Raw genomic sequence first — 25,464 nt, forward strand, 5'->3', positions numbered from 1 at the left:
TGGTAAAAGTCCCACGATAAGGAGAAAGTGAAGATGGCCAAACGCATCCAGTTCAGCGCCCATGGCGGACCCGAAGTGCTCGAGTACGTGGAATACCAGCCGGCCGAGCCCGGTCCGCAACAGGTCCGCGTCAGCAACAAGGCGATCGGCCTGAATTTCATCGACACCTATTACCGCAGTGGTCTTTATCCGCCACCGGCGTTGCCTTCGAGCCTGGGCGCCGAGGGCGCGGGCGTGGTCGAGGCGGTCGGCTCCGACGTTACGCGGTTCAAGGTCGGCGACCGGGTGGCGTACGGCAGTGGCCCGCTGGGGGCCTACAGCGATGTGCATGTGTTGCCCGAAGCCAACCTGGTTCACTTGCCTGAAGCCATCAGTTTCGAACAGGCCGCCGGCGTGATGCTCAAGGGCCTGACCGTGCAATACCTGCTGCGCCAGACCTACGAGCTCAAGGGCGGCGAAACCATCCTGTTCCACGCCGCCGCGGGTGGAGTGGGCTCGTTGGCTTGCCAGTGGGCCAAGGCCTTGGGCGTGAAGCTGATCGGCACCGTCAGCTCGGCGGAAAAAGCCGCCATCGCCAAATCCCACGGCGCCTGGGAAGTCATCGACTACAGCAAGGAAAACGTCCCGCAGCGCGTGCTGGAATTGACCGGCGGCAAAAAAGTCCCGGTGGTGTATGACGGCGTTGGCAAGGACACCTGGCTGACCTCCCTGGACTGCACGGCGCCCCGTGGCCTGGTGGTGAGCTTCGGCAATGCCTCCGGCGCGGTGGATGGCGTGAACCTGGGGATTCTTTCGGCCAAGGGCTCGCTGTACGTCACCCGCCCAACCCTGGCGACCTACGCCAACAACGCCGAAAACCTGCAGCGCATGGCTGATGAGCTGTTCGGGATGATCGCCAGCGGCAAGCTCACGGTGGACATCAACCAGCGATTCCCGCTGGCTGAGGCGGCCAAGGCGCATACCGAGTTGTCGGCGCGGCGGACAACGGGGTCGACGGTTCTGCTGCCTTGAGTTGAACTGAAGATCTTTGCAAAAACCAATGTGGGAGCGAGCCTGCTCGCGATAGCGGTGTATCAGCCAACATCAATGCCAGCTGACCTGACGCTATCGCGAGCAAGCTCGCTCCCACAGGGGGTGGTGTGCTTACAAGAAGTCAGTCCGGCCGGACTACCTTGCCAGTCGCCAGGTCACGAATCACGCTCGGGTTCTTGCGCCCACCCAGGTTGCCGCCCAGCACCAGGTCGATCTGCCCGCGGAAATACTGCTCGACGCGGATCCGCGTGCGCGCTGCCGGCCGGCCTTGGGGGTTGGCCGAGGTGGAAACCAGCGGTCCGACCAGCGAGCACAGGTCGCGCACGATCGGGTGATCGCTGACCCGCAGCGCGACGGTGTCGTGCACGCCGGTGATCCATTCCGGCAACAGGTCCTGGTGCGGTACCAGCCAGGTATTCGGCCCTGGCCAGGTGCTGGCCATGCGGTCCATCCAGGTTTCGGGGAAATCCTCGAACAGGAAGTCGAACTGGCGGATGTTGTCAGCCACCAGGATCAATCCCTTGTCAGGCAGTCGGGACTTGATCGCCAGCAGGCGCTCCACCGCTTCTTCGTTCCATGGGTCGCAACCCAGGCCCCAGACCGCTTCGGTTGGGTAGGCAATGACCGCCCCGGCGCGAATTTCTCGCGCGGCTTGTTGCACACGCCAACTGTTGACCATGAAAAGATTCTCCGCAACGCAATAAGGCTGTGCGCAGTTTACCGATCTTCCCCATAAAACCTAGCGAGCAAACCAGCGTCCATGCTCGCAGGTGGCCCGTCCGTCCATTTCCAGCTCGGTCAACGCCGCCAGGACCTTGGACAGGCCCCAGCCGCTGGCATCGGCCAACGCTTCACTGGTCTGCGGCGCGGCATGGAGCAGGCGCAGCAGCGGATGCGTCACCGGCACCGGTTCCGAGGCAAGGGGCAATCGCTGCCAACCGCGCAACGCTTCGAGGATGTGTTCGACGGTTTCCACCAGCGCCGCGCCGTCGCGGATCAACTGATGACAACCCCGGGCGCCGGGATGATGGATCGACCCCGGGATGGCGTAGACCTCGCGGCCCTGTTCCGCCGCCAGCCGGGCGGTGATCAGCGAACCACTGGCGACACTGGCCTCGACCACCAGCACGCCGAGGGACAAACCGCTGATGATTCGGTTGCGGCGCGGAAAGTTGCTGGCGTGGGGCGCTGCGTCCAACGGGAACTCCGAGACCACCGCGCTGCCCTGGGCAATCATCGCCTCCGCCAACCGGCGATTGCGCTGTGGATAAAAATTTTCCAGGCCCGTGCCCAGCACCCCGACGGTTTGCCCACCGACATCCAGCGCGGCCTGATGCGCGGCGGCGTCGATGCCCAACGCCAGGCCACTGGTGATAACAAAACCGGCCCCGGCCAGGCTCCGGGAAAACGCCGCCGCCGTGTCCATTCCGGGACGCGATGCCCGACGACTGCCGACCATCGCCAACTGCGGTTTTTCCAGAATCGAAGGGTCGCCAGCGACAAACAGCAGCGGCGGCGGATCACTGATCTGTGCCAGCAGCGCAGGGTACTCAGGCTGGTCCCACATCAATAAATGCTGGGCCGGGCCGTCTAGCCAAGCCAATGCGTGGGCAGCGCCGTCGCGTATTTCCGGCACGCGACGGGCCTCGGCGCACGTGGCCGGCAACCCCAGCGCCCGCCATGCGCTGGCCGGCGCGCTGATGGCTTTGGAGGCCGAGCCAAAGGCCTCCATCAGGGTCATGAAACGTTTAGGTCCCAAGTCCGGCAAGCGATGCAAGCGCAGACGGGCCTCCAGCTCCGCAGGCGGAACCGACGCAGATTCAGGCAATGGCATGTGATCAATCCTTGATCGTTATAGCCCCGTTAGGACGGGAACAAGCTGTGGATAACTCTGTTGGTAACTTGTGAGACCCGTTACGGATTGCGCACCTTGTCGAGCACCGCGAGCGAACGCGAGGCGTACAGCACCAAGCCGTAACTGAGTTTGTCGTAGGTGCGGAACACCATCAGCAGGCCGGCGCGTTCGTCCGGGATCTTCACCGGCGCGCCAGTGATCCGGTCGCGCACCGTTTCGCCGGTCTTCATCACGGCCAGGACGTTGCCTTCCACCAACCCGTCGCGCCGCCCCTTGTTCAGGGTGACCACGTCCAACGCGCCGATCTGCGTTACGCCACGGGGAACATCGAGGATCAGCCCCTGGATGTCCGACTTTGGCGCGCTGGGCATGAACGTCGAATTGATCGAGCGTTCCTCGCCGCTGAACAGGCGGTCACCCAGGCGCACTTCCTGCGTGGTGCGTTGCAGGGCCAGAGTGGTGACGTCGCCTTCGGTAGCAACGATTTCGCCGCTGCCGATGTCATCGGCGTTGATGCCTAGGAATTCCTTGGTCTGCGGGTCGGTGTAGACCTTGCCCTGGCGGAAGATGCCGTACGCCGACTGGCTCGCATCGAAGGTGCCGCGAGCGAAAATCCGATCGCCGGTGCCGCTGAGCACGCGCTCGGCGTCGCCAGCCACGATATAGGGCGCCTTGTTGAAATCTTCCGCCGTGTCGACGATGCGGTTGCTCAGCAGAAAGCTGTTGATGGCTTGCAGTGGGATGCTCGGAATGGCATCGGCCACGGGTGAACTACGAATGCGCGGCGACAGCTTGATGGTGCCGCGGGAGGCGCCGCGATCAAGGGTCAGCCGTGGCTGACCGTTGACGTAGACCAGTGACAGGGTGTCGCCGGGGTAGATCAGGTTCGGGTTTTCCACTTGCGGATTGGCCTGCCAGAGTTCGGGCCATTTCCAGGGCTCGCGCAGGTATTTGCCGGAAATGTCCCACAGCGTGTCCCCCTGGACCACGGTGTATTGCTGTGGAAAACCTTCCCGAAGTTGCACTTGCCCGTGCGCGATACCGGCCGAAGCCAGGAGCAGCAGGGCGAGTAGTGATTTCCTCATGCGGTGAATCCCTTTATTATGTGCGTTCGCGTAAAACGCCAGAGCCCCCGTGGCTCGCTACCTTGCGGAGCTGTTCTGCAAAAGAGCAACGTTTTACAACGGTAGCCTGCATCCCAAGACACGCCAGGCGAGCCACCCGACTTTACCTCACACGTGCATTTATCAAGCTTATGGCCATTTTGAACATTCTCGAATTCCCGGACCCGCGCCTGCGCACTATCGCCAAACCGGTGGCCGTAGTGGACGACGAAGTGCGTCAGTTGGTCGATGACATGTTTGAAACAATGTATGAGGCGCCAGGCATTGGCCTCGCCGCGACCCAGGTCAACGTGCACAAGCGTATCGTCGTCATGGACCTCTCCGAAGACCGCAGCGAGCCGCGGGTGTTCATCAACCCCGAGTTCGAAACCCTGACCGACGAGATGGACCAGTACCAGGAAGGCTGCCTGTCGGTGCCGGGTTTCTACGAAAACGTCGACCGTCCACAGAAGGTCAAGATCAAGGCCCTGGACCGTGACGGCCAGCCTTACGAGCTGATCGCCGAAGGCCTGCTGGCGGTGTGCATCCAGCACGAATGCGACCACCTCAACGGCAAGTTGTTCGTCGATTACCTGTCTAATCTCAAGCGTGACCGGATCAAGAAAAAACTGGAAAAGATCCATCGCCAGAACGCTTGATGCCCTTCTTCAAAGGCTTGCCGCGGCAAGCCTTTTTCTTTTTGCGACTGCTTTGTAATTGAGAGTTTTCCATGACTGAGCCACTGCGCATCGTCTTTGCCGGCACTCCCGAGTTTGCCGCCGAACACCTCAAGGCCCTGCTGGCCAGCCCCCATGAAATCGTCGCGGTCTACACCCAGCCAGACCGTCCTGCCGGTCGCGGACAAAAACTGATGCCCAGCCCGGTCAAGCAATTGGCCCTGGAAAACGGCCTGCCAGTCCTGCAACCGCCGACCCTGCGCGATGCCCAGGCCCAAGCGGAACTGGCAGCACTGAAGCCGGACTTGATGGTGGTGGTCGCCTACGGCCTGATCCTGCCGCAAGTGGTGCTCGATATTCCGCGCCTGGGTTGCATCAACAGCCACGCCTCGTTGTTGCCGCGCTGGCGCGGTGCCGCGCCGATCCAGCGTGCCGTGGAAGCGGGCGATGCAGAGAGTGGCGTGACCGTGATGCGCATGGAAGCCGGCCTGGACACCGGGCCGATGCTGCTCAAGGCCAGCACCCCTATCAGCGCCGAAGACACTGGCGGCAGCCTGCACGATCGCCTCGCGCTGATCGGCCCGCCAGCGGTTGTCCAGGCCATCGCCGGCCTGGCCGCCGGCACGCTGGAAGGCGAAGTGCAGGACGACAGCCTCGCCACCTACGCGCACAAACTGAACAAGGACGAAGCCCGCATCGACTGGAGCCGCCCGGCCGTTGAGCTGGAGCGCCTGGTGCGCGCCTTCAACCCTTGGCCGATCTGCCACAGCACCTTGAACGGCGAAGCCCTGAAAGTCTTGGCCGCCAACTTGGCCGAAGGGAAGGGCGCACCAGGAGAAATCCTCAGCGCCAGCAAGGACGGCCTCGTCGTTGCCTGCGGCGAGCAGGCCCTGTGCCTGACGCGCCTGCAACTGCCCGGCGGCAAGGCACTGAACTTCAGCGACCTGTTCAACAGCCGTCGTGAGAAATTCGCCGTCGGCACCGTCCTCGGCCAAGCGGCGGACGCCTCATGAACCCGCGTCTGGCCGCCGCCAAGGCACTTGCCGCCGTCCTCAGCGGCAAAGCCTCGCTGAACAGCTCCCTGCCGACCCAACTGGACAAGGTGGAAGACCGCGATCGCGGCTTCACCCAGGACCTGGCGTTCGGCACTGCCCGTTGGCAGCCGCGCCTCTCGGCCCTCGCGGCGAAGCTGTTGCAGAAGCCGTTCAAGGCCGCCGATGCTGACGTCGAAGCGCTGCTGCTGGTGGGCCTCTATCAACTGCTCTACACCCGCGTCCCGGCCCACGCCGCCATCGGCGAAACCGTGGGCTGCGCCGACAAGCTGAAAAAACCGTGGGCCAAGGCCCTGCTCAACGCCGTGCTGCGCCGCGCCCAGCGGGAAAGCGAAACCCTGCTGGCCGAACTGGAACACGACCCGGTGGTGCGCACGGCGCATCCGCGCTGGTTGCAGAAATCCCTCAAGGCTTTCTGGCCCGAGCAGTGGGAAGCCATCTGCGCCGCCAACAACGCCCATCCGCCGATGATCCTGCGGGTCAACCGTCGCCACCATACCCGCGATGTCTACCTGGCGTTGCTGGGCGAGGCGGGCATCCCGGCCATCCCGTGCCAGTACAGCCGCGACGGCATCGTGCTCGAAACCCCAGGCGATGTGCGCGCATTGCCGGGCTTTGCCGAAGGCTGGATCAGCGTCCAGGACGAAGCCGCGCAACTGGCCGCCGACCTGCTGGAGCTGGCGCCCGGCCAACGAGTGCTGGACGCCTGCTGCGCACCGGGCGGCAAGACCTGCCACATCCTCGAAGCCGAGCCGAAACTGGCCGGCGTCGTGGCCGTGGACCTGGAAGCCAAACGCCTGGTGCGGGTCAAGGAAAACCTCGAACGCCTGGGCCTTGAAGCCCAACTGATCGCCGCCGATGGCCGCGACACCGCGACCTGGTGGGACGGCCAACCGTTCCAGCGCATCCTCCTCGACGCGCCGTGCTCGGCCACCGGCGTGATCCGTCGCCATCCAGACATCAAGCTCACCCGCCAGCCGGACGACATCGCCGCACTGGCCGTGTTGCAAGGTGAACTGCTCGATGCCATGTGGTCGACCCTTGAGGTGGGCGGCATGCTGCTCTACGCCACGTGCTCGACCTTGCCGACCGAAAACACCGAAGTGATCGAAGCCTTCCTCGCCCGCACGCCGGGCGCCCGGGAGCTGGACATCGCCACCCAGGCCGGGCTCAAGCAGCCCCATGGCCGCCAGTTGCTGGCCCAGGAAGGCGGGCACGACGGGTTCTATTACGCCAAGCTGATCAAAATCGCCGCCGCACGCGGTTAAAACCGATTCGATAGGAGTGAATGGATGAAAATCATCATCCTGGGTGCAGGGCAGGTTGGCGGATCGCTGGCGGAACACCTGGCCAGCGAGGCCAACGACATCACCGTGGTCGACACCGATGGTGAACGCCTGCGCGACCTCGGCGACCGTCTCGACATCCGCACCGTGCAGGGTCGCGGTTCCTTGCCGACGGTATTGCGCCAGGCCGGCGCCGACGACGCCGACATGCTCGTGGCCGTGACCAACAGCGACGAAACCAACATGGTCGCCTGCCAGGTCGCCCACACGCTGTTCCACACCCCGACCAAGATCGCCCGGGTGCGCGAAGCCGCCTACCTGACCCGCGCCGACCTCTTCGACAACGAAGCGATCCCGGTGGACGTACTGATCAGCCCCGAGCAGGTGGTGACCAACTACATCAAGCGCCTGATCGAGCACCCCGGCGCCCTGCAGGTGATCGACTTTGCCGAGAGCAAGGCGCAACTGGTGGCGGTCAAGGCCTACTACGGCGGCCCATTGGTGGGCCAGCAACTGCGCCAATTGCGCGAACACATGCCCAATGTCGAGACCCGCGTCGCCGCGATTTTCCGCCGCGACCGGCCGATCCTGCCCCAAGGCGACACGGTGATCGAAGCCGACGACGAAGTCTTCTTCATCGCCGCCAAGGCGAACATTCGCGCAGTCATGAGCGAAATGCGCCGCCTCGACGAGAACTACAAACGCATCGTCATCGCCGGCGGCGGCCAGATCGGCGAACGCCTGGCCGAAGCCATCGAAAGCCGCTATCAGGTCAAGATCATCGAGATGAACCCGGCACGCTGCCGCTACCTCTCCGACACCCTCGACAGCACCGTGGTGCTGCAAGGCAGCGCCTCGGACCGCGACCTGCTGCTGGAAGAAAACATCGCCGACGCCGACATCTTCCTGGCCCTGACCAACGACGACGAAGCCAACATCATGTCCTCGCTGCTGGCCAAGCGCCTGGGCGCGAAAAAGGTCATGACCATCATCAACAACCCGGCCTACGTCGACCTCATCCAGGGCGGCGACATCGACATCGCCATCAGCCCGCAACTGGCAACCATCGGCACCTTGCTCGCCCACGTACGCCGCGGCGACATCGTCAGCGTCCACTCCCTGCGCCGCGGCGCGGCCGAAGCCATCGAAGCCATCGCCCACGGCGACGCCAAATCCAGCAAAGTCATCGGCAAAGCCATCCGCGACATCGGCCTACCGCCCGGCACCACCATCGGCGCGATCATCCGCGACGAAGAAGTCCTCATCGCCCACGACGACACCGTGATCCAGACCGGCGACCATGTGATCCTGTTCCTGGTGGACAAAAAGCACATTCGCGACGTCGAGAAGCTGTTTCATGTGGGGTTGAGCTTTTTCTAACCCAGGCTGTGCGGTGGCAGTCATGGCCCAATCGCGAGCAAGCTCGCTCCCACACAGGACCTCCATTGCTCACAAAATCGTGAGCAATCCCAATCCCCTGTGGGAGCGGGCTTGCTCGCGAAAGCGGTCCAACGGCCAACAGATCAATCACTGACACCACCAAGGAAGCGCCCCCATGCTCGACTCCCTGGAAAAAATGCTCGCCAAGGGCATGGACAACCCCCTTCTCCGCTTCGGCCTCGGCAAAGGCTACCTCGACCTAGGTGAATTCCCCCGCGCCGCCGAACACCTCCAACGCTGCGTCGAATTCGACCCCAAATACTCAGCCGCCTGGAAACTCCTAGGCAAGGCCCACCAAGGCCAAGGCGACACCGCCGCAGCCCGCCAAGCCTGGGAACAAGGCCTGGAAGCCGCCCGAGCCCATGGCGACAAACAAGCCGAAAAAGAAATGACCGTGTTCCTCAAGAAGCTGGATCGCCACCCCTGACTTCACACAAAACTGCTTTTGTGGCGAGGGAGCTTGCTCCCGCTTGAGTGCGAAGCACTCACAAGAAATCCACCGCATTCACATGCCCGCCCGCCAACACACAACCCCGTGGCGAGGGGATTTATCCCCGCTGGGCTGCGCAGCAGCCCCAAACATCCAACGCGGTCTGTCTGGCTGCTTAGTGGACAAACATTCACCGCTCCAGCATCGGCCCCCAACGCACCCTCTCGACACTGATCACCAAGACCTGACTGGAAACACACATGTCCGAAATTACCCAAATGCTCATTGCCCTGGCGCTGTCCTTTCTCCTCGATCGGTTTCTCAAGCCGTATCTGCTGCGCAAGTGGCTAGGCGTGGTGATGGTGGCCGCGGGTGCGGTTGGCTGCGTTTTGGCCGGTCAGAAACACTTGTTGGGGTTTGATCTGGGGTTGTTGTCGGTTTTTGCCGTGCCGATAGGGATGGGGTTGTTCATGAGGCGGCGGCGGTTTGAGTAGGTTGGTGTAGGGAAGAAAGGGGCTGATTGAACCTGAAAATGAATCTGCCCCCCGACTCCTAGTAAAAGTCGTAATAAAGCGCCCACTCCCCAGTTTTGTTGTGCTTCCAGAACATCAGGCTCCCACTGTCGACCACGTTCAGATTGATCTTCGAGTCCGATGAGATCTGGAACACAAACTCGAAGCCTTCACCCGGATCAACACCCGACTGGCAGAACGAGGGGTAACCGCCGATCTTGTGTTCGTAGGTGTGGGTAACCAAGTCGTAATAGCTCTGGATCTTGCCCGCGCGCTCCAGCGTGAGGATTGCTTGCTCAAGGTCTTCCGGGACACCACCGCCATCCCACAATGGAAAGTCCTCCGGCACCGCTTGCGCCGTCAGTGGGAAGGGTTTGAGGAATGTACCTGCCACCGACAGAGACTTGCGGACCAACACATCATCCGGCCCATACTCGCGGATGACCCAATTATTCCCCATCGGCTCAAGGTGCTCGGGGAACGGGTTTGAAATGAATACCGTCAGCACACGAACCCCTGCTAGCAGAGGGCTCTTGATGGGCAGGGCGGGCAGGTAAAACTGCGCATAGGGGAGCAACTGTTGCCCCGCCTGATTAGTGGGCACCTCTTCATCCGGTCGAAACAGGAAGACATTGCCCAGCCAGCTTTCTTCATCGGTGCCGGCAGGACGAAAGCCGCCGGCAATGAGCTTCACGGCGGGGCGGGCCAGACGTTGCTTGATTTCCTGGATTTCCATGGCGATGTAAATCTCCTTTTTACTATAGGTATTAAGGCCGCAGATTGGCGGTGTACGAGAGTGGATAGCAGCGCTTCTTTGCCCGAGCTAGGCCACATTAGCGTCCTCCACGGATAAGAGAGTGGACCTCCTCCCACTTCCCGGGCCAATGACTTTCGAGGGCACCTAGCGTGCCTGAATGTCATCGATACCGGCTCGGCCAGTGGAAGGAAACGATAGAGCCCGAGGGCACGGCTGCAAAGCCGGCGGATTCTGATGCAGTTGTAGGCAAAGGCGCGAGGATACGTGGCTTGGAAGTGCGGTGGTCAGGTTCTGGCTTGGCCCGCAGCAGGTGGAGAAGCAGGAGCAAGCACCCATTGCGAGTGCTGTTGAAGGGGCAAATCTGCGGAAAATAAATGTGTCCGCTCATTCGCTATTCAGGGTAGTTCTGTTCGATTGCCTCTAGATCGCGCAGTGTGAACACGTAAGTTTTGTTTGAACTGATCACCTTCTGCCCCATCTGATCTGCCATCCAGTCCAGTTTTGGATACAGCGTTGCGATTAGATCTTTAGTTTTTTCCCAAATCGGGTCCAAAGCTTCTAAGCACTGATCCGAAAATGTTCCTTGATCAACTCTTGGCCCATGCAGTGTTCCCCTCAGAACAGGGACTAACTCCCTGATAATTCGTAGGTCTGTTGCGGCATCCTGCTCTTGGACCCTGCCAAGCTCCACAGGGTCAAGCTCAAGCCCATGCGTCTGTGCTGCTAATCCTGCGTATAGAACAGAAATCCGATCCTCAAGATAGAGCGTAAGGTCGTCGATGTTTTTGATGACTGGGGCTGGGTTGATCCAGGAGTCGCCTTCTTGCACAGGAGGATGAGCTTGGCTCTGCTGTCTGATCTTTATGGTGATGTCACCAGTATCGAAGCCCAGTTTTCGGGCCACCAACCAGTGTCCTAGCTCGTGGCGTAACACCTTTCTCTGGACGTCATTCCATATTTTTGCGGGGGAATGCGGCTTCTTCTTGACTTGCTTTTTCACTTGCAGCTCTCTGGGAAAAGGGGACAGGTTTATTTTAGTGGGCAGAGAGGAAGCCGGGGACAGACCACGATTGGGCTCACCTGTAATCGGTCTGTCTCATAATCGTGGTCTGTCCCGTTTCCCCCAAGTCAAATTTCAGCTTTGTGCCGCAAGTCGTTCTGATTGCTGGATTGCGGGTTTTGGCAATGCCATGCGCAGGCTTTCGCGATACTGTTCCGCCGGTGCTTCGTGGGTAACCTCGACAACGGAATCGTAATTTTCTCGAATGACCGACTCAATCTCAGCAATGTCCGCGCGGAAGAATTCCTTGCGCCCGTTAACCTTGTTGAGGCGACCTACGGCAAAGCGTTCATGCAGTTTTGCTTCCAATGCGGGAGCGTTATTTGAAAAGACCATAGCATGCACGTCAAACCAAAACGGTACCGACGCATCACCCAGCTCATCAACCCTATCCATGGGCTCCAAGCGGCGCGTCATACCTATCTTGTAAATCCCTTCCCCGAATGCTCCTAGGTTGGAGATCACGTACACATAGCCGGCTTTGGCATTCTGTTCGCGATAGTCAATGAGCTTCTCTTCGCTCTCGAGTTCGGCTCGGCCCGCTTCGACCTCGGCTAGCTTCGCCAGCAGGGCGGCGCGCTCTTCTTCAGATTCTGCTTTATTCAGGCGAGCTTGGAGGTCACGCATGGCGGTCGTAAAGTGTTTGCGCTCCTTGGCGATCTTCTCCCGGGCTGCGCGAATTTCCTGCTCCAGCTTCTGTTGTTCCCGCAACTCTTCTCGGGCGCGTTTCGCTTCTTCTTTTTCCTCTTGCTTCTTGATCTGAAACTCCTGGGCAAGGTGCAATTCATCAAGCTTGAGGCGCAGATAAGCGGGCGATATCTCTACGCTCATAATCTTGCCAAGGCGGTTGCAGGTTTCGAACGATTTGAAGATTCTTTTCTCGCCCAGTTCGACGTTGTCAAACTTCACGTTGTCCACACAGACATCTGCTTCGTTGTTGAACGAGCGAATCACCAACTTGATCATGTCGTTCACGAGCTTCCGACCTTGGGCCTTGCTGTTGTTGACCGTCCAGTCCATGTTCCCGGTCGCTGCCTCCCCGCCTTTAATCATCGCTTTTTGACGTTCGCGGACACTGTCCAGTCGGGACTTGTACTCCTGGCTGCTGATTAGCTTGAATTTGGGTTCATAAAGCGCAAAGCTTTCTAACAGTAACGTTTCCTCCCACACGAGTATCTGATCTTGCAAATCAGAGGAACGTTGCGCTAGCGCAGCCACCTCCCGCTCAGCTCGCTGAATTTCTTGGCGGACGGCAGCAAGCTTCTCTTTCTCTTGCTCGATTAGCCTCTGAACCTCCAAGACCTCCATGGCGCCGATCTTCGTAGTGAGCGCCTGGAGCTGCGCATATTGCTTTTGGAGATCCGTAAGCTGGGCTTCCAAATCATCCGCGCGTAGTCGGTGTGCGGGGCCTTTCCAATAGTCGCTAAGGGACATAGGTTTTTTCCTCATTTCTAAATCAACTGGTCGTTCGGTTCCAAACCTACGCAGACGTCTTTACAGCACAAAGGATGTAGGCCAGCTGCGTAGTAATTCATTGGCCAAAAATTGCGAATCTATTTCATTTAAATAAAATCGTCGCTTTTTTAAATCAACGGAGAATAGACCTCGGTTAATAACTCTCTTAGCTGTTTTGGAACGCCGTCCCAACCTTCTCCCCATTCAAGAGTTCGTTTGTAAGCATTGAAAGGTTTCTCAGAACCTGGTGCCGGGTAACCCAAGAAGTCTTCGATGCACTCCTCCAAAAGAACTAGCTTTTTGTCGTTACCCACCGCCATTTTTATCGGCTCGTTAAATTTTTCCGCGCCTTCGGTGCCTTTGTCACGATCATGAATAACAAAAAAGTCTACATTGAGTGCACTCAAATATTTAACCAAGCCGATAATTGAGGCTTTACCTCTCGCCTTGACTATTTCGCTCCCTGATAGGACCAGTGATTTCATTTCCGGCGGCATTCTGCGGATTGCCTCTTTAATAACAACCTCTTCAGTATCGCCTTCGACAACCAATACCCTACGAGTAAAAAATATTCGTGACACATGATCATCAAGCTTGATGAACATTTTGACCTGATCTTTATCGTTGTCTTGCAGCTTGACAAACTTCTCGGATACCGAAAAAGACAGTACGCTGGTATGTCCCTTTTCGTATTGAAAGCGATTGAGGACCTGTTTTGGTTTGCGAGAAAGGTCGATCAGGTAGGGTGAGTGAGTGGTGGCAACTATCTGAGAGTTTTGGTCGGACAAGTCATATATAAGATCCCGCATCTGGTTTGCGGCACTTGGATGCAGATAGATCTCCGGTTCCTCAAAGCCGATAATAAGTCCGCGCTCATCGTTACCTTCGCGTCGTTTCAGCCATTGTTGTCTAAATCGAAGCAGGCCAAACACTGCCGCGCGAACCATGCCTGTACCCTGGTTTGCTACGCTCGTACGGATGTTACTGGACATTTCAATTGCGAATGTGGGAACCAGCGCATCTGGGCTAGAGAGATCAGCAGCAGCGTAAATGCGAGACTCTGGGAAGACTCCCCCGAGAACAGTGTTCAACTCCCCCATCATCTTGCCAAACTCTGAGCCGGCATCACTTGGATCAAGTTCTTTGGCGAGCAGGCTCAGGCAAGCTTGAGCATCTTTATAATTTGCAGAGCTTTCACGTACATCCTTGAACAGCTCGTGCAGTATCTTCTGCAGTACACCACTTTTCTGGTCGATTTCGTGGGATGCAGATTCTGCTGGAATGATCAAGATGGAGGGAAGTTTAGAGAGAACAACGCCGCCTATGCCGCCTGGATTAAGCGCCCATACCTCTTCTTCGCTGGTTTCCCACAGCTCGTCGATGAGTTCGAGCTTATCTCGGTCTCCGACCGATATTTTTTTGTCCAAGACAGAGAAGGTCTCGGCGATCAGCTCTGGAGTTGCCCCGGCGGCGATGAACTCGGCGGGTTTCTGCAAATCGACAAATCCAGGTTTCATCGTTCGTTTAAGAGTCTTTAATTCGATTTTTACATCTTCGAGTAGCTTATACGTTTTGCGATAAAAAATGCTATTCCCGGTCTCTCCGGTGTCTTTCGGATCATACGAGAAGATACGTCCTTTGAAGCCTCGCCACATAGAACCAGCTTCGGGGACGTTCCTGAACTCAGCTTCTAGAACGACAGTATCGCAAGTGGTTTTCGTCTCACCTGTCTCTTCATCTAATTCGGAGCAGAAGCAATCGATATCCATGCGTTTGCTATTAGATAACAGCCATCCAATGGCCTTGAGTACAGAACTTTTTCCCGCATTGTTAGCGCCGATCAGAAAGGTCGCATTACCGAACTCTATTTCAGCAGTGTGCAGACGCTTGAAACCTTTAATAGAAAGCCTATGAAGCCGCATAAGTCTCTTCCTTGGACCGATTTATGAGTTAGCCGTAGGTGCTTCTCCCTGCGGAGTGAGGCGCAAGCAAGGTGGCGAAACGATATCAACCTTAGACCACGGTTTGGGGAGTGTCGAGAATGACGGTGTGTTTGCGGCCTATCGCTAGGAAGCGTGGCTATCAGAAATATGGGAAAAGGTTGTCGACTGGAAGATTTTTTAGATCACTCGCCCCTGTCTGCGGATGAAAGAGTCAAAACCCGACGCAAAACGCCGGGTTTTTCCATTGGCAAACCTTTACCTACCGCCCCGGCTCCACATTATCCAACACCCGATTCGCCAACAACGAACTCAGCTCAATCAGCTGCTGAATCCCCAGCGCCACATGACGCCTCGCCCCATCCAAATCAAACGCCAAATCACTCACCATGGCATCAGCCGAAGCCAACGTCTCGGTAAGGTTGGCAAGCAAACATTCGTTATCGAGGCCTTTCACAACGGTGAATAGCTGCCCCGGTTTGGGGTCGTCTTTGGGTTTATCCGGTTTCGGTAGCAGGTAGTGATCGAGCACCCGTTGGGTGATTTCGTCTTGCTGATCGGCTTTGGATTTTGCGGAGGTGGAATCTGCCTCTGGCGGATTCGGGGTAATTTTGAACATTGATGTGATCCTCATAGAGGCCGCACCATTTCGCTACTAAACGGAGGGTGGCGGCTGTGCGCAAGTTAGTAGACCGGTGATCACATCAAACCCGGCGCGCCCGAGGGCGCCATGCACACAGCCACCATCAAAACAGGCAGATACCTGACTGATAGAGCTTGTACAACCGAGATGTGAACCGGGCTACTAAACCCGACCACTGATGGGCAGTGGCAGGAAGACAATAGAGCCCCGGGACAAGGCGCACAAGCGGGCGGATTCTGGCGTAGTTGTAGGCAAAGGCGCAAGGTTGCGTAGCTTGATGGACGGTGTAGGGGAGGGCTGTAGGAGAGAGGATTTTTGGCGATTTGGGTGGGGTGTTCTGTGCTAGGACCGAGTCGTTTTTTTCGCGAGCAAGCCCGCTCCCACAGGGTTTTGTGTTGCACACGGTATTTATGAACACCACTGATCAAGTGTGGGAGCGGGCTTGCTCGCGAAGGCGTTGGTACATTCAACATTGATGCAAGCTGACTCACCGTATTCGCGAGCAAGCTCGCTCCCACAAGGGATTTGCGGCGGCCAGGGAAATCGAACTCACCTGAGCCACCCCTCAGCTGCCTTCACTGTTACAGCTCGCCCCGTGCTTGAGATACGTCAGCGCTTTCCGCTCACCCATCGAATCAAGGTAGGTAATCTGCGCATTCACCAACCCGCAGGTCTGGCCACTGTCTTCCGTCAGCGAGATCACTTTGTCGATGTCCAGGTGAGTGCCGTAGGAATAGCTTTCGCTCGCTGCTTTGCCCTGGGCCAAGGCGGGTAATGCGCCGGCGCTCAGGGCAGTGATCAGGCAAGCAGTGGCGATGGCTTTCAGGTTCATGGTCGTTTCCCTTCAATGAGTTGGATGGCGCTCATTAAAGGCCCATGACGTATCTCGGCTGTGTCGAAAAAACGCCGTGGTTGGATGCGTACGTATCTGAGGTGAATTGCGATACAGATCGATACAATCGCCCCTGTTTTTTGCTTATTTTGGGCTGAATAAGCTGAACGCACGGTGCGTCGCCAACCGGCAACACGGCATCGTCACACTGCGCAATCGATGCGCGCATTTCGGAGAGCAGGGCATGGAACATGTCGATCACGTTTTGATCGTGGATGATGATCGGGAAATCAGGGAGCTGGTCGGCAATTACCTGATCAAGAATGGCCTGCGCACCACCGTGGTTGCGGATGGTCGGCAGATGCGGGCCTTTCTCGAAGCCAATCAGGTGGATCTGATCGTGCTCGACATCATGATGCCGGGGGATGATGGGCTGCTGCTGTGCCGGGAACTGCGCGCCGGCAAGCATAAGGCGACGCCGGTGCTGATGCTGACGGCTCGCAGCGACGAGACCGACCGCATCATTGGCCTGGAAATGGGCGCCGACGATTATCTGGCGAAACCCTTCGCGGCCCGGGAGTTGCTGGCGCGCATCAACGCCGTGCTACGGCGCACTCGCATGCTGCCGCCGAATTTTGTCGTCAGCGAAAGCGGTCGGATGCTCAAGTTCGGCCGCTGGCGCCTCGACACCACCGCCCGCCATCTGCTCGATGAAGACGACACGCTGGTCTCGCTGAGCGGCGCCGAGTACCGGCTGCTGCGGGTGTTTCTTGATCATCCTCAGCGGGTGCTCAGTCGCGACCAGTTGCTCAACCTGACGCAGGGCCGTGACGCGGACATCTTTGACCGTTCCATTGATCTGCTGGTCAGCCGCGTGCGCCAGCGCTTGCTGGATGACGCCCGCGAACCGCTCTACTTGAAGACGGTGCGCAATGAAGGCTACGTCTTTACCTTTGCAGTCGAAATGCTTGAGGAGCAGGCATGAAACTCGCGTTGCAATGGCCGCGCACGCTGGCCTCGCGGCTGTGGCTGGTGTTCCTCATCGGTCTGATTCTCGCCCAGGCCCTGACGTTCGCAGCCCAGTACTACGAACGCTACGAAAGCACCAAGACGGCGATGTTGGGCAACTTCGAACACGATACCGCGACATCCATCGCCATCCTCGACCGTCTGCCGGCCGATGAGCGCCTGGCATGGACCAAACGCCTGCAGCGTCGCAACTATGATTATTTGCTGCGCGAACACGATCCCGGCATTCCGCTCACCTCCAACGATCTCGCGGCGACGGCGGCGCAATCCCTGCAAGTCTCGCTGGGCAGCAACTATGACCTGACCTTTGTCGAGATCCCGGGTCCACGCCAGCATTTCCAAGCCCAGGTGCGACTGGCTGACGGCAGCCCGGTGACCATCGATGTGCGTCCCTCGGTCAGGCCGTTGTCGCCCTGGTTGCCCTTTGTGCTGTTCGGTCAGTTGTTGTTGATGATCGGCTGCACCTGGCTGGCCGTGCGCATCGCGATACGCCCGCTCAGTCGCCTGGCCGAGGCGGTCGAGAACCTCGACCCGAACGCCCATCCGGTGCCGTTGGATGAAACCGGTCCACGGGAAGTGGCCTACGCCGCCCGCGCCTTCAACAGCATGCAGGCGCGCATTGCCGCTTACCTGAAAGAGCGCATGCAGTTATTGGCGGCGATTTCCCATGACTTGCAGACGCCCATCACGCGCATGAAGCTGCGCGCGGAGTTCATGGACGACTCGGTCGAGAAAGACAAACTGGGCAACGACCTCAACGAGATCGAGCATCTGGTGCGCGAGGGCGTCGCTTATGCGCGCAGTGTCCACGGTGCGACGGAAACCAGTTGCCGCATCAGCCTGGATTCTTTTCTCGACAGCCTGGTGTGCGATTACCAGGACACCGGCCGCGAGGTGAGTTTGCGCGGCCAGAACGGCGCGATCATCGAGACTAGGCCCCATGCCCTGCGGCGTATTCTGGTGAACCTGGTGGACAACGCGCTGAAGTACGCCGGCACCGCCGAGGTGGAAATCGGCGGCAATGCGAGTAGCGGCGTTTCCATCAGCGTGCTTGACCGAGGCCCGGGCATTCCCGAGGAGATCCTGGTCGAGGTGGTCAAGCCGTTCTATCGGGTGGAAAGCTCCCGCAACCGCAGCTCTGGCGGCACCGGCCTGGGCCTTGCCATCGCCCAGCAGTTGACCGTCGCGATTGGTGGAACGCTGAGCCTGCGCAACCGCGACGGCGGCGGGCTTTGCGTGACCCTCGACTTCGGCGTCGATCAGTAGGCCGCTACTGCTGGATCAGTGGCATGCATTTGTAAGCCACTGTATCCAGCGTATCTACAGACTCAAAACAACGCATAACGGCCGGGTGTCGAACATCTCCGGTATACATGCCGCTGCAAGAATGCTCCCCATCAACTCGCCACCGGATCCCCCGAATGGCGAGCCCTGACCTAAGGAGATCTTGCCATGAATACCCAGTCCTCCCTCGCTCAAGCAGCCTGCTACATCACCACCCCGGATGGCGTACAGCTCTATTACAAGGACTGGGGTCCGAAGGATGGGCCAGTCGTCACCTTCAGCCATGGCTGGCCGCTGAATTCCGATAGCTGGGAATCACAGATGCTGTTCCTGGCGGACCAAGGCTATCGGGTGATCGCCCACGACCGCCGCGGCCATGGCCGTTCCAGCCAGCCGTGGGAAGGTAACGACATGGATCACTACGCCGATGACCTGGCTACGGTGATCAATACCCTGGATCTCAACGACGTCACCCTGGTGGGTTTCTCGACCGGCGGTGGCGAAATCACCCGCTACATCGGCCGCCACGGCACCGATCGGGTGAAGAAGGCCGCACTGATCAGCGCCGTTCCGCCGATGATGCTCCAGACCGAAGACTACCCACGCGGCTTGCCGATCGAGGTGTTCGACGGCCTGCGCAAGGCCTCGCTGGACAACCGCTCGCAGCTGTATCGCGACATCGCGTCGGGCCCGTTCTTCGGCTTCAACCGCGACGGGGCGAAAGTTTCCCAGGGGCTGATCGATTCGTTCTGGGTGCAGGGTATGCAAGCGGGCCACAAGAACACCTATGACTGCATCGCGGCGTTCTCGGCGACGGACTTCCGTGCCGACTTGGCCCGGTTCGACGTGCCGACACTGATCGTGCATGGCGACGACGACCAGATCGTCCCCATCGACGCCTCCGCCCACGCCGCCGCCGAGCTTGTGCAGGACGCCGAGTTGATCGTCTACCCGGGCGCCCCGCACGGCCTGACCGACACCCACAAGGACCGCCTCAATCAGGATCTTTTGGATTTCCTGAGTAAGTAACCCATCGCTGCGGCGTCACCTCTCTAATCAATGAAAAAAGGAATGATCATGCTCAATCTCAAATCGCTCTTGGCCGTCACCATCACCGCTGCGCTGGCACTTACATCCGTTCAAAACGCAACCGCCGCGCAACCCGCCGCCGCCAAGCCCACCATCGTGCTGGTGCATGGCGCATTCGCCGAATCGTCCAGTTGGAATGGCGTTGCCGCCCAGTTGCTGACCCAGGGCTATCCGGTCGTTGCCGCAGCCAACCCGCTGCGCGGCGTGAAGCAGGACGCCGATTACGTCGCCGATATCGTCGAGCAAACCGCCGGCCCGGTGATCCTGGTGGGTCATTCCTACGGCGGCGCCGTGATCACCAACGCCGTGCATAACAACCCCAAGGTCAAGGCGCTTGTCTACGTCGCAGCCTTCGCGCCGGACAAAGGCGAAACCGCCATCGAGCTGTCCGGTCGCTACCCTGGCGGCACCCTGGGTCCAACCTTGGCGGCTCCGGTGCAGTTGGACGATGGCAATAAGGATCTCTACATCCAGCAGGACAAATTCGGCCAACAGTTCGCCGCCGACGTTCCAGCGGCGGACTCCGCCCTGATGGCCGCCACCCAACGCCCGATTAGCGAGGCGGCATTGAAGGAAGCGTCTGGCGAGCCGGCCTGGAAAAAACTGCCGTCCTGGTTCATCTACGGCTCGGCGGACAAGAACATCCCCGAGGCCGCCCTGAAGTTCATGGCCGAACGCGCTGGCTCGAAAAAGACCGTCACCGTTCAAGGGGCTTCCCATGTGGTGATGACGTCCAATCCGGGGAAAGTTGCGGAGCTGATTGTTGAAGCGGCGCAGGCCAGTTCGAAAGAGTGATCAGGTAGAGCGGGGCGACTAAAAGCCTCATCCGCTTTTCTTCGAGAAAAACTAAAAAACCCGGCGCAGGTGGCCGGGTTTTTCGTTGGGGAAACCAAACCGCTGCCCGAATCTTTTATGGCAACGAGCCATTAGTATGGATAATCCATCTGCGAATCATTAGCATTCACTAAATTGATTTTCCGTTTCCCCGCAGGTACTCACCCCATGCTATTTCCATCTCGCCTTACCTTGCTTGCCGCGTGCTGCTCAGTCAGTTTTCTTGCCCAAGCGGCTGAACCTATCGAATTGGGCATGACCGACGTTACTGCCGATGCGGTCAAAACCAATTCCAACACGCTACCGGCACCCTATGCGGGTGGTCAGGTGGCGAGGGGGGGCCAGATGGGTGTGCTGGGCAATCAGGACAACATGGATGTCCCGTTCGTGATGACCAGTTACACCTCCCAGTTGATTGAAGATCAACAAGCCGAAGACGTGGGTGATGTGCTGCTCAATGATCCGTCGGTGCGGCAATCCTATGGGTTTGGTAACCAATCCCAGGTGTTCGTGATTCGAGGCCTGCCGCTTGCCAGCGACGACATTTCGTACAACGGGCTGTACGGCGTTTTACCGCGACAAATTCTGTCGACGGATGCGATCGAGCGTGTCGAGGTGTTCAAAGGCCCCAACGCGTTTATCAACGGTGTCAGTCCGACGGGCTCGGGGCTTGGGGGCGGCGTCAACCTGCAGCCCAAACGCGCGGAGGATGTCCCGACGCGTCGCTATACCCAGGACATCAGCACCGAAGGCCGCATTGGCGAGCATTTGGATATCGGGCAGCGATTCGGCGAGGACAATCGTTTTGGCGCCAGGTTGAATCTGAGCCAGCGCGAAGGTGAAACAGCGATCGACAACCAGGATCAGCGCACAAAGTTGTTCGTTGCGGGCTTGGACTATCGAGGTGATGACGTCCGCGTTTCCACCGATTTTGGCTATCAGAAACAACGTATCAACGGACTGCGTAACTCTGTGAACATCGGGAGTGCCACTCGCATTCCCACGGCTCCGAACGCGAGCCACAATTATGGACAGGACTGGACTTACTCCGAAACCGAAGACACTTTCGGCATGGTTCGTGGCGATTGGGACCTGAACGAAAACTGGACCGCCTACCTGGCTGGCGGTGTAAAGCACACCCGCGAAACCGGGGTCTACGCCACACCGACCCTGGTCGGCAATAACGGTGTCGCGACGATAGGTGGCTCGGAAATTCCTCACAATGAAGACAACACCTCATTCAGTGGCGGGTTGAACGGGCGCTTCAACACTGGGCCTGTTTCCCACCAGGTTTCGATCGGCGGCTCAACGATCTGGACCGAGCAGGAAAACGCCTACACCTTCTATCGTCCCGTTACCGGCAACACCAATATCTACGACACCCCCAAGCTTCCCAAGCCGACGGCGGTGTCCAGCACTGGCGGTGAAATGGGCGATCCCGGGGTGACCGGCAAAACCCGCAACCGGAGCTTGGCGATTTCCGATACGTTGGGCTTGTTCGATGACAAATTGCTGGTCACTTACGGTGTCCGTCGTCAGCAATTGCGTGTCGAAAACTACAAGTACGATGGCACCACTTCAAACGGTGTAGCCAATCCAGCAAACGATGGCAGTCGTAGCACTATTTACGATGAAGCCGTTACCACGCCTGTCTACGGCATCGTGTACAAGCCCGTGGAGAGCGTGTCGCTCTACGCCAACAGAATCGAAGGCCTCGCCAAAGGACCGGTGGCGTCCGGTACAGGCATCACCAACCTGGGCGAAGCCTTTCCACCTGGCCGCACAAAACAGTTGGAAGCGGGCATCAAGCTGGACATGCAGACCTTCGGTGCCAACGTGGGTGTTTTCCGTATCGAGAAACCGTCCGATGGTTACGTCGACAACGCGCAGAAGCTCTATGTGCGTGATGGCGAGCAGGTCAACAAGGGGCTGGAGATCAGCGTTTTCGGCGAGCCCATCGAAGGCCTCCGGTTAATGGCCGGCGGTACCCGCATGACGTCCGAACTGAAAAACACTGCCGGCGGCCTCAACGATGGCAACCACGCGATTGGCGTGCCAACGTTTCAGCTCAATGCCAGCGTGGATTGGGATATTCCGGGTTTCGAAGGCGCCGCGCTCAGCGCGAGGATGTTGCGCACGGGCGGGCAGTATGCGGATCAGGCTAACAACCTGAGCTTGCCCACCTGGAACCGTTTCGACGCAGGCGCACGTTACAAAATGAAATTCGTGGAGAAAGACCTGACGTTGCGCGTCAACGTGGAAAACATCACCGACAAGAACTACTGGGCCTCGGCAAACGGCGGCTACCTTTCGCAGGGTGATCCGCGATTGGTGAAGTTTTCGGGGACTGTTGATTTCTGAGTGGTCGTTTGAGGAAGGCTTGAAGTATCGAGACTGAAGAGCGGACACCCAATCCCCTGTGGCGAGGGAGCTTGCTCCCGCTCGACTGCGCAGCAGTCGCAAAACCAGGCGATGCGGTTTGCCTGGAGAAATGCAGGGGCCTGCTGCGCAGGCCAGCGGGAGCAAGCTCCCTCGCCACGGGGGGCTGGGCTGCGCTCCCCGGAGACTGACAGTTCAGTTGGAAGCGTTGCTCAGCTGCTGAAGCGCAAGTTGCCTGGCGGCACTGGCTTCGAGGTTTGCGCGCTCTTCGTCGAGGTATCGATAGATGCTTTTCAGGTTGGCGATCTTCTCTTTGATTTCCGCCATTTTCTTTTCAATCAGCTTGGCGCCGTCAGCACAGTCGATCAGTTCGTTGCGCTGCGCATCCAGGATCTGACCTATTTCCGCCAGGGAAAACCCCATGCTTTGCGCGCGCTGGATAAAGTCCAGGTCCTGCAGGGTCTGCGCGGTGTAGACGCGGTAGTTATTCGTTCGCCGCAGCGGTGAGATCAGGCCGATCTGCTCGTAATAACGCAGCGTATGACGGCTGGCGCCGCTGCGGGCCTCGAGTTCGCCGATTCTCATGAAAAACACCGCTTGACTGTAGAGTTGGGTCGATAGATTACGCTCGATTTTTCACCTTAACCAGGAGCAGGGAAATGAGCGTGGAGTGCTTTGTCACGGGGGGTACTGGCTTCATCGGTCAACATCTGGTGGCGTACCTGAGTGCAAAGGGACACACCGTTCGGGTGTTGATGCGTCGCCCGGAGCGACTGGCTGCGCTGCGTGAGCAAGTCGACAATTTGGGAGGGAGCGGGGCCCGGGTATTGGCCGTGGCGGGCGATCTGGAACGGGACAATCTCGGGCTGAGTCGTGCTGACCGAGAAGTGCTGAGGCACGCCAGCGTCATCTTCCACCTGGGCGCTCACTTCGCTTGGGGGCTTTCAATGGAAAACTCTCGCTCGGTGAACGTGGAAGGGGCAAAGCGGGTGGCGCTGTTGGCGGCCGGGCAGAAAAGCCGGTTGGTGATGATCGGCGGCTACATGCTGAAGAATCATGAACATCTGCAGCGTATCGGGATCGATCCTCGTTCTCCGGAGCTGACGAATTGGCCTGCCGTCTACCGGCATGTCGGGGGTTACGAGGGGAGCAAGCTGGAGGCGCATTTTGCGACCCTGGAGGTCATGTCCACCCTGGGCGGGGAGATCACCGTTGTCCACCCCGCGACGGTGTGTGGCCACAGCCGCACGGGGCATATCGTTGATGGTCAGCCGCTGGTGGAGCTGATACGCAACCTTGTGCAGGGAAAGCTGACCGCAGTGCCCGGCACCGCCGAGCATTGGCTACCCCTGGTCACCGTGGATTACCTGGTCGAACTGGTGGCGGTTTGTGCGTTTGACCCGGCCATGGCGGGGCAGGAACTGTTGGCGCTTGATGATCAGAGTCCCAACTTGCGAGCACTCCTGGCAGAGGTCGCAAAACCCCTTGGCATAAGGTCGCCCAAGCATCACATTTCGCTGCGATTGCTGAAGTGGCTACTGAGTATTCCTCCCGTCGCGCGTTTTTTGAACAGCAAGCCCGAAGCCTTGGACTTTATCCAGACCACTCGTTTTGACACAGCGGCGCTCGAGCAGTTTGCCAACAGGCATGGAATAACCAAGCCGGATATACGCCAGGCGTTGCAGCACACTGCAACGTTCGTCAATTCCTGTTGCCTGGCGCAGGACAAGGCCCGCTGAGGATTCATCAACTTGGAAATGCAAAACCAGCGTGCTTGAAATCGGCCTGTGCGCCGTCGAGGCGGGGTGGCATGCTATCGACCGAAAAATCACCGACAGGGATCGTCCTCAATGCAATCCACCTTCAGCAAAGGCGTCATGTTTGCACTCTCCGCTGCGGCACTGAACGCAACGATCGGTGTGCTCAGCAAAGTCCTCATGAGTAATGGTTTCACCGCCAGCAGTGTCGCTGTCATCAAGACCGTATTGGGTTGTGTGCTGCTCTCGGTCCTGCTGTTTTTCCTCAGACGCCCGGCGGCATCGATCAAATGGACGCATGCAGCCATCTGCGCATTCCTTGGCATCTTTGTGCTGTTCCATTTCGAAACGTCCGCCTACCGACACTACGCTGCAGCCGGTGTGGTGGTGATGCTGATGGCCAGTGCCTCGATTTCCTCGATCATTCTGGGGCGGATTTTCCTCAAGGACGCCATCACCGCGAACGCTACCGTCGGCGCCGGGCTGGCTATCGCCGGGATCGCGGTGATCTTCGGCGGCGACCTGCAGCAGGGCTTTACCCTGCAAGGTGCAGCGCTCGCCGCCATGGCCGGTTGCGGCTATGGGGCCTTTTCGGTTGCCATGAAGCGCATGGGCGTGTCGGGGGGGCTGCACTTCACTCGGCAATTGTTGTTCTTTGGCAGCCTGTACCTGCTGATGCCGGCGGCGGCCGATGGTTTCGCGATAGGCGAGCTGTCGCCGCTGGCAATCGCCGCACTGCTGGCGCTGGCTGCGTTGCCGACCATCCTGGGGTTTTTCTGCACCACCAAGGCCATCGAGTATCTCAAGCCCTCCCAAGTGCAGGCGCTGGAGCTGACCGAACCCCTGTTCGCCGCGCTGCTGGCGTTTGTGGCGCTCAACGAAGTACCGCGCGACAGCCTCTATGCGGGAGCGGCACTGATCATCGTTGGCCTGTGTTTTTCCAATGAGGTCATCCGCTTGGGTGGCAAGGCGTCCGTCCCTTCGGCCGAGTGAGCTGTTTCAAATACTGATGTTATGA

At 58.9% G+C, this 25,464-nt stretch carries 24 protein-coding genes; 14 read left to right on the forward strand and 10 right to left on the reverse strand.

All coding sequences use genetic code 11. The features are described from left to right. The first annotated feature begins 33 nt into the window (after positions 1–33). Entirely contained in the window at positions 34–1,011 is a 978-nt protein-coding gene (locus Q7C33_RS21060; protein WP_407684093.1) for an NADPH:quinone reductase, read from the forward strand. Positions 1,012–1,153: 142 nt separating this feature from the next. On the opposite strand, the gene Q7C33_RS21065 is transcribed toward Q7C33_RS21060, so the two are convergent. The 3 genes from Q7C33_RS21065 to Q7C33_RS21075 form a co-directional block, all read right to left on the reverse strand. Beyond that, the gene (locus tag Q7C33_RS21065) at positions 1,154–1,711 is read right to left on the reverse strand and encodes an L-threonylcarbamoyladenylate synthase (RefSeq protein ID WP_198796108.1); all 558 of its coding nucleotides are present in this window, start codon (positions 1,709–1,711) and stop codon (positions 1,154–1,156) included. A gap of 60 nt (positions 1,712–1,771) precedes the next feature. After that, positions 1,772–2,866, reverse strand: coding sequence for a DNA-processing protein DprA (gene dprA, locus Q7C33_RS21070; RefSeq protein WP_407684094.1), 1,095 nt, complete (start codon positions 2,864–2,866; stop codon positions 1,772–1,774). An 80-nt stretch (positions 2,867–2,946) separates the two neighbouring features. Further along, positions 2,947–3,972 (reverse strand): LysM peptidoglycan-binding domain-containing protein, encoded by a 1,026-nt coding sequence (locus tag Q7C33_RS21075; protein WP_323155428.1) that lies wholly within the window; start codon positions 3,970–3,972, stop codon positions 2,947–2,949. 170 nt (positions 3,973–4,142) lie between these two features. Between Q7C33_RS21075 and def the strand changes: the two genes are divergently transcribed. The 6 genes from def to Q7C33_RS21105 all read left to right on the forward strand — a co-directional run bounded on the left by def (position 4,143) and on the right by Q7C33_RS21105 (position 9,369). Continuing rightward, positions 4,143–4,649: a peptide deformylase gene (gene def, locus Q7C33_RS21080; protein ID WP_030138961.1), complete on the forward strand. Its 507-nt coding sequence runs from the start codon at positions 4,143–4,145 to the stop codon at positions 4,647–4,649. A gap of 71 nt (positions 4,650–4,720) precedes the next feature. Then, entirely contained in the window at positions 4,721–5,680 is a 960-nt protein-coding gene (fmt, locus tag Q7C33_RS21085; protein WP_407684095.1) for a methionyl-tRNA formyltransferase, read from the forward strand. Next, on the forward strand, positions 5,677–6,987 hold the full coding sequence (gene rsmB, locus Q7C33_RS21090; protein ID WP_407684096.1) for a 16S rRNA (cytosine(967)-C(5))-methyltransferase RsmB: 1,311 nt from the start codon (positions 5,677–5,679) through the stop codon (positions 6,985–6,987). The genes fmt and rsmB overlap by 4 nt, the downstream gene beginning before the upstream one ends. A gap of 24 nt (positions 6,988–7,011) precedes the next feature. Beyond that, a complete protein-coding gene (gene trkA / locus Q7C33_RS21095; RefSeq protein ID WP_030138958.1) occupies positions 7,012–8,385 on the forward strand; it encodes a Trk system potassium transporter TrkA in 1,374 nt (457 codons plus the stop codon). A 175-nt stretch (positions 8,386–8,560) separates the two neighbouring features. Then, positions 8,561–8,872: a tetratricopeptide repeat protein gene (locus Q7C33_RS21100; RefSeq protein WP_407684097.1), complete on the forward strand. Its 312-nt coding sequence runs from the start codon at positions 8,561–8,563 to the stop codon at positions 8,870–8,872. Between the two features lie 263 nt (positions 8,873–9,135). Beyond that, positions 9,136–9,369, forward strand: coding sequence for a hypothetical protein (locus Q7C33_RS21105; protein ID WP_407684098.1), 234 nt, complete (start codon positions 9,136–9,138; stop codon positions 9,367–9,369). Positions 9,370–9,427: 58 nt separating this feature from the next. Here the strand turns inward: Q7C33_RS21105 and Q7C33_RS21110 are convergent, their stop codons facing one another. The 6 genes from Q7C33_RS21110 to Q7C33_RS21135 all read right to left on the reverse strand — a co-directional run bounded on the left by Q7C33_RS21110 (position 9,428) and on the right by Q7C33_RS21135 (position 16,074). Further along, positions 9,428–10,123, reverse strand: a complete 696-nt coding sequence (locus Q7C33_RS21110; protein WP_407684099.1) for a DUF1963 domain-containing protein — start codon at positions 10,121–10,123, stop codon at positions 9,428–9,430. A gap of 412 nt (positions 10,124–10,535) precedes the next feature. Continuing rightward, a complete protein-coding gene (locus Q7C33_RS21115; RefSeq protein WP_198796101.1) occupies positions 10,536–11,144 on the reverse strand; it encodes a hypothetical protein in 609 nt (202 codons plus the stop codon). A gap of 135 nt (positions 11,145–11,279) precedes the next feature. Next, positions 11,280–12,638 (reverse strand): DUF4041 domain-containing protein, encoded by a 1,359-nt coding sequence (locus Q7C33_RS21120; RefSeq protein ID WP_198796100.1) that lies wholly within the window; start codon positions 12,636–12,638, stop codon positions 11,280–11,282. 149 nt (positions 12,639–12,787) lie between these two features. Next, the gene (locus Q7C33_RS21125) at positions 12,788–14,581 is read right to left on the reverse strand and encodes an ATP-dependent nuclease (RefSeq protein WP_407684100.1); all 1,794 of its coding nucleotides are present in this window, start codon (positions 14,579–14,581) and stop codon (positions 12,788–12,790) included. A 280-nt stretch (positions 14,582–14,861) separates the two neighbouring features. Further along, entirely contained in the window at positions 14,862–15,218 is a 357-nt protein-coding gene (locus Q7C33_RS21130; protein WP_407684101.1) for a DUF6124 family protein, read from the reverse strand. Between the two features lie 589 nt (positions 15,219–15,807). After that, the gene (locus Q7C33_RS21135; protein ID WP_407684102.1) at positions 15,808–16,074 is read right to left on the reverse strand and encodes a DUF2790 domain-containing protein; all 267 of its coding nucleotides are present in this window, start codon (positions 16,072–16,074) and stop codon (positions 15,808–15,810) included. A 244-nt stretch (positions 16,075–16,318) separates the two neighbouring features. Between Q7C33_RS21135 and Q7C33_RS21140 the strand changes: the two genes are divergently transcribed. From Q7C33_RS21140 to Q7C33_RS21160, 5 genes are all read left to right on the forward strand, one after another. Next, the gene (locus Q7C33_RS21140; RefSeq protein ID WP_030138951.1) at positions 16,319–17,059 is read left to right on the forward strand and encodes a response regulator; all 741 of its coding nucleotides are present in this window, start codon (positions 16,319–16,321) and stop codon (positions 17,057–17,059) included. Beyond that, positions 17,056–18,369: an ATP-binding protein gene (locus Q7C33_RS21145; protein ID WP_407684103.1), complete on the forward strand. Its 1,314-nt coding sequence runs from the start codon at positions 17,056–17,058 to the stop codon at positions 18,367–18,369. Before Q7C33_RS21140 ends, Q7C33_RS21145 begins: the two co-directional genes overlap by 4 nt. 186 nt (positions 18,370–18,555) lie before the next feature. After that, positions 18,556–19,416 carry an alpha/beta fold hydrolase gene (locus Q7C33_RS21150; RefSeq protein ID WP_407684104.1) on the forward strand — a complete coding sequence of 287 codons (861 nt, stop codon included), beginning with the start codon at positions 18,556–18,558 and terminating at the stop codon, positions 19,414–19,416. Between the two features lie 42 nt (positions 19,417–19,458). After that, on the forward strand, positions 19,459–20,271 hold the full coding sequence (locus Q7C33_RS21155; protein WP_407684105.1) for an alpha/beta fold hydrolase: 813 nt from the start codon (positions 19,459–19,461) through the stop codon (positions 20,269–20,271). A gap of 207 nt (positions 20,272–20,478) precedes the next feature. After that, positions 20,479–22,671, forward strand: coding sequence for a TonB-dependent receptor (locus Q7C33_RS21160; protein ID WP_407684106.1), 2,193 nt, complete (start codon positions 20,479–20,481; stop codon positions 22,669–22,671). Between the two features lie 213 nt (positions 22,672–22,884). On the opposite strand, the gene Q7C33_RS21165 is transcribed toward Q7C33_RS21160, so the two are convergent. After that, the gene (locus Q7C33_RS21165; protein ID WP_407684107.1) at positions 22,885–23,274 is read right to left on the reverse strand and encodes a MerR family transcriptional regulator; all 390 of its coding nucleotides are present in this window, start codon (positions 23,272–23,274) and stop codon (positions 22,885–22,887) included. A gap of 74 nt (positions 23,275–23,348) precedes the next feature. Between Q7C33_RS21165 and Q7C33_RS21170 the strand changes: the two genes are divergently transcribed. Both Q7C33_RS21170 and Q7C33_RS21175 read left to right on the forward strand, forming a co-directional pair. Then, positions 23,349–24,428 (forward strand): SDR family oxidoreductase, encoded by a 1,080-nt coding sequence (locus tag Q7C33_RS21170; protein ID WP_030139138.1) that lies wholly within the window; start codon positions 23,349–23,351, stop codon positions 24,426–24,428. Between the two features lie 111 nt (positions 24,429–24,539). Then, positions 24,540–25,439: a DMT family transporter gene (locus tag Q7C33_RS21175; protein WP_407684108.1), complete on the forward strand. Its 900-nt coding sequence runs from the start codon at positions 24,540–24,542 to the stop codon at positions 25,437–25,439. Positions 25,440–25,464: the final 25 nt, after the last annotated feature.

It is taken from the genome of Pseudomonas sp. BP11-1-1 (genome assembly GCF_052112105.1).
Lineage (GTDB): Bacteria > Pseudomonadota > Gammaproteobacteria > Pseudomonadales > Pseudomonadaceae > Aquipseudomonas > Aquipseudomonas alvandae.